This window comes from Flavobacterium sp., assembly GCF_046155325.1.
In the GTDB taxonomy this organism is placed as follows: Bacteria; Bacteroidota; Bacteroidia; order Flavobacteriales; family Flavobacteriaceae; genus Flavobacterium.
The window spans coordinates 1-4,612 of record NZ_JBJXDQ010000085.1 but is presented as its reverse complement, the minus strand read 5'-3'; the positions used below and the strand labels follow the sequence as shown (position 1 = coordinate 4,612).

The window sequence follows — 4,612 nt, the reverse complement described above, 5'->3', positions numbered from 1 at the left end:
ACAAACATCGGGGCCCCTGGCGGATGTGGAATTTGTAATTTAAACGCACTACTGATAAACTCCCCACAATCCCAAAAACTGCTTGCAGCCTCCGAGGTCATGATGTATACTGTACATGCAATTAAAGTAACCAACCAGCCCGTCCAATTATTAATTTTTTTGAAGTCCATTTTTGACCATTTTAGTAGTTGCAAACTTAATTGAATCTAGCCAAAATGGGAAATTAATACCCGGTTTAAGTAATTTTTAAGATTTTAAGTTTCCCCCAAGGTTTTTTACCTTTGTAGCCCATGAGCAAACAACAAACGGTCGCATTTCACACCTTAGGCTGCAAATTGAATTTTTCAGAAACCTCCACCTTGTCCCGACAATTGGAACAAAATGGTTTTGAAAAGAAGGATTTTGCGGAGAAAGCAGATGTGTATGTTATTAATACTTGCTCAGTTACGGAAAACGCAGATAAGGAATGTCGCCAATTGGTGCGTCGTATCCAACGCAGATACCCAGAAAGCTTTGTGGTCATCACAGGCTGCTATGCACAATTAAAACCACAGGAAATAGCTTCCATACCGGGGGTTGATTTAGTATTGGGTGCTGCAGAAAAATTTAACTTAATTAAACACCTCGCCAATTTAACCAAGGGCGATACTGCAAAAATTTGCAGCTGCGAAATTGATGACGTTTCCGACTTTCATAGTTCTTTTTCAGTAAATGATCGGACGCGTACCTTTTTAAAAGTACAGGACGGTTGTGATTATAGTTGTACATTTTGCACCATCCCATTAGCCCGTGGGAAAAGCCGAAGTAATAACATTGAAAAGGTAGTGCAACAGGCAAATGAATTAGCAAGTAATAATGTGAAGGAAATTGTTTTAACGGGTATTAATTTGGGTGACTTCGGAAAAGGTCAAACCGGTGGCAAAAAACACGATGAAAGTTTTTTTGATTTAGTAAAAGCGCTGGACCAAGAAACCAATATTCCGAGATACCGTATTTCCTCCATTGAACCCAATTTAATCACGAATGAAATAATAGATTGGGTGGCGAATAGCGATCAGTTCATGCCGCATTTTCATATCCCTTTACAAAGCGGATCAGATGCTGTTTTAAAATTAATGCAGCGCAGGTACTCCAGAGATTTATATCTAGAGCGCGTGCAACATATCAAAAAAATAATGCCGCATGCATGTATTGGCGTTGACGTAATTGTTGGATCACCTGGGGAAACAGAAGATTATTTTAAAGAAAGCTTAGATTTCATACATGCACTTGATATTTCCTATTTGCATGTATTCACTTACTCCGAACGAGCTGCCACCAAGGCTTTGACCATTAAGCCGGTCGTCCCTGTTCCCATTAGACAGGAGCGCAATAAAATTTTAAGGAATTTATCCTACCAAAAATTACAATATTTTACGGCACAGCATTTGGGTGAAACCAGAAAAGTTTTATTTGAGTCACCAAAAGCAACAAAAGAAAATCCCAACCAATTAATGCTGGAAGGATATACCGATAATTATATTCGTATTGAAACTCCTTACCGCGCAGAATGGAGCAATCAATTAGTGGACTGGACCTTGAGTTAAAGCTGACGAATGATGCCTGAATTACAATTTTATTAAAATAGTAATTTTTATACAACTGATATTTCAGCTAATTTAAATTCCACCATCATCATCATATTAATGCTTTGTAATTGCACAAACACTGTTTTTTTACCCGATCGAATCACTTCCCCTTTTTGACCCATAAATAAGCCCTGATTAATAGAAACTTTGGTTTGCGCTGGCAAATTAGTCATATTCACCACTTGAATTGTGGCATTGGCAAGACCTAAATATTTTCTGATGGTTTCAATTTCGTTGTCCCTTATGATGGCTGGCTTTTTTTCAAAATATAAAAAATTAACAACCCCAATGGTGCCTAATACTTTACTGTGCTCTTCCTTATCTATTTTTACAAAAACATAAGATCTAAATAAAGGTTCTTCAATGATTTTTTTTCGATCCGACCACTGCCTTTCTTTTTTTTGAACAGGGCACCAGCTTTCTATATTCGCTTTCAATAACAAGCCTTCCACCTTTTTCTCCCATTTTGACTTAGTATAAATAACATGCCATCTTTTCACTTTATCCAATGCTTCCACTTTCATAGTTCACTTTTAAATTAATTCGTTTTTTTCGCTACCCAGTTTTGTGCAAAAAAATCACCTAACAATTTACTTGCTTCATTAATCTGCGCATCCTTTGCAATTACCTTAAGCCAAGCTTGGTAACGATCCTGTTTGGTTTTGTCTGGATTATTATAAAACTTATTATAATCCGCTTTTAGGGCAGTTACCTGCATGCTATCTTTCAATTTTAAGCGATTGTCATTTTGGATCATTGTGCTTTGTAATTGCTTACGGAAAGCAATATACTTATCCAATTTTAAATGCACTGGGCGATCCATCTGGGTTGAAACCCAGGCAAGCGTCTTTTTGAACGCAATCATGGAGGTATCTTTTGCAATTTTGTCATTGGCTTTTGCTGCAATTGCTGCAATTGCGGAATTATTTGGCAAAACTTGAAATTTAGCACGCTCCATTTCATCCCAAGGCAAGGATGATTCATTGTCTTTTTCACGATACTTTAAAAACTCGTATTCATCAGGCAATATCACATCCGGCACTACCCCTTTGCGTTGTGTAGAACTACCAGTCACTCTGTAAAATTTTTGGAAGGTCAATTTTACAGCACCATATTCTGTCTGAATACCCAAATCATCTAAAGGTTTTCCAAAAGGAACATTTCTTTGTACCGTACCCTTCCCATAAGTGGAAGTACTTCCCATAATAATTCCTCGCTTATAATCTTGAATCGCGCCTGCAAAAATTTCACTTGCTGATGCACTAAATTCATTCACCATCACCACTAACGGACCGTTATAAATGGTCCCTGGCACTTCGTCCGCTAAGGTTTGCGACCTGCCTTCCTTATTTCTGATTTGAACCATTGGTCCTTGATCAATAAATAAACCTGCCATTTGGACTACTTCATATAATGATCCGCCACCATTGTATCTAACATCAATGGCGATCCCTTTTACTTTCTCCGCCTTCAATTTTTCAATTTCCTTTGCAACATCTCTTGCACATCTTGCACCATCTTCGCGCTCAAAATCGGCATAAAAATCAGGCAATAAAATATAACCGTATTTATCAGCACCTTTTTGAATGATGGCACTACGTGCGAAACCCTCATCTAATACAATCTTCTCCCGCTTCAAGGCAACTATCTTATAAGATCCATCAGGCTTACGGATTGTTAATCGAACTTCCGTACCTAAATTTCCCCTGATTAATTTTACTGCATCTGTAGTTTCATATCCAGTTACATCCACTGGCTCCTCTGCTCCCTGCGCTACCTTAACGATTACATCGTTCATCACCAGCTGTCCTGACTTCCAAGCTGCACCACCCGGCTGAATACTTGCAATTTTAATACCATTGTCATCCTGGGTTAATTGCGCGCCAATGCCATAAAAAGTACCACTCATTTGTTCTGTAAATGAGCGCTTTTCGACAGGCGCCATATAGTCGGTATGTGGATCCATTAAACCTGTAATGGTATTTAAAAAAAGCTCGAATCTTTTTTCTTTGTCAAATGTTTTTTCTAAACGTTCGAATCTTTTTAAATATTCTTTCTTTACAGAAGCACGTGCTTCTCTTTCCAAAGTTGAATCGGCCTTAACAACAAATTTTTCTTTTGTTTTATTTTTTTCACGCTCCTCTGTTAAATTAACAAACCTATCCAATGCTTTATACTTTAATATCTGATGCCAATAAGTATATCTTTCATTTTCATTCGCTGGCGCTGATTTCACATCAACATCCAATAAAACAGAATCATCAATGTTAAAATCAAAAGGTGATTGTACAACTTTTTCAAAAATTTTGCGTGCTTCCACTAACCTCTTTTCATAAATCACACTTGATGCCGGTTCAAATAAAATAGGCTCTCCATGAATTTCATCATCTAATTTTGTTTCATACACACGAAGTGCATTAATATCCGATTGTAAGAAAATATTTTTCTCCGGATCCAAGGCTTTTAAATATTCCTTAAAAACATCTTTAGAAAAATCATCATCAATTTTACGCGGACTATAATGCTCCGTTTCTAACAAATGTCCAATGGTAGATAGTAATTTACGATGACGGATTTCAGGCGACTCCCCGTTTTGTTTTTCAGTTGTTTTAAACGCAAAAAAAACTGCGCCAATAATGATCACTGCTGTGAATACCTTCCACTTATTTTGCTTTATGTATGTCATAATGTTTCGCATCTATATTTTCAAAAATAGCATAAAATGAGTTTGTATGTGTTTAATTTGAATAAAGGCCTCGTTTTTATGATAAAATTATAAAAACAGGAAAACTAATTTTATTCGTCCTTAAAATTACCTTATTTTTGCCCCCCAAATGGAGGGCGTAGCTCAGTAGGTTAGAGCGACAGTTTGTGGCACTGTAGGCCGTGGGTTCGAGACCCATCGTTCTCCCCCTTTTTAATCCTATTCTTACCAAACAACTTGTTAAGAATAGGATTTCTTTTAAAAATAGCCTTTATGGAAA

Annotated in this window: 4 protein-coding genes and 1 tRNA gene; 2 read left to right on the top strand and 3 right to left on the bottom strand. The window is 37.1% G+C overall.

Annotated elements, in window-relative coordinates; all coding sequences use genetic code 11:
* The coding region (locus tag ACKVOD_RS05765; RefSeq protein ID WP_409208516.1) for a protein O-mannosyl-transferase family at positions 1 to 101 on the bottom strand (101 nt) is incomplete at its 3' end.
* A gap of 189 nt (positions 102 to 290) precedes the next feature.
* Between ACKVOD_RS05765 and mtaB the strand changes: the two genes are divergently transcribed.
* Positions 291 to 1,586 carry a tRNA (N(6)-L-threonylcarbamoyladenosine(37)-C(2))-methylthiotransferase MtaB gene (mtaB, locus tag ACKVOD_RS05760; RefSeq protein WP_409208515.1) on the top strand — a complete coding sequence of 432 codons (1,296 nt, stop codon included), beginning with the start codon at positions 291 to 293 and terminating at the stop codon, positions 1,584 to 1,586.
* Between the two features lie 47 nt (positions 1,587 to 1,633).
* Here mtaB and ACKVOD_RS05755 read toward each other — a convergent pair whose 3' ends face one another.
* Positions 1,634 to 2,152, bottom strand: coding sequence for a UpxY family transcription antiterminator (locus ACKVOD_RS05755; protein ID WP_409208514.1), 519 nt, complete (start codon positions 2,150 to 2,152; stop codon positions 1,634 to 1,636).
* Between the two features lie 14 nt (positions 2,153 to 2,166).
* On the bottom strand, positions 2,167 to 4,314 hold the full coding sequence (locus ACKVOD_RS05750; protein ID WP_409208513.1) for a carboxy terminal-processing peptidase: 2,148 nt from the start codon (positions 4,312 to 4,314) through the stop codon (positions 2,167 to 2,169).
* Between the two features lie 151 nt (positions 4,315 to 4,465).
* Between ACKVOD_RS05750 and ACKVOD_RS05745 the strand changes: the two genes are divergently transcribed.
* A tRNA-His gene (locus ACKVOD_RS05745) sits at positions 4,466 to 4,539 on the top strand.
* The last annotated feature ends 73 nt before the right edge of the window (positions 4,540 to 4,612 follow it).

What these genes read in the sequence shown, in the direction of transcription:
- ACKVOD_RS05755 (WP_409208514.1), bottom strand. Translation starts at nt 2,152, where the DNA reads ATGAAAGTGGAAGCATTGGATAAAGTGAAAAGATGGCATGTTATTTAT.
- ACKVOD_RS05750 (WP_409208513.1), bottom strand. Translation starts at nt 4,314, where the DNA reads ATGACATACATAAAGCAAAATAAGTGGAAGGTATTCACAGCAGTGATC.
- mtaB (WP_409208515.1), top strand. Translation starts at nt 291, where the DNA reads ATGAGCAAACAACAAACGGTCGCATTTCACACCTTAGGCTGCAAATTG.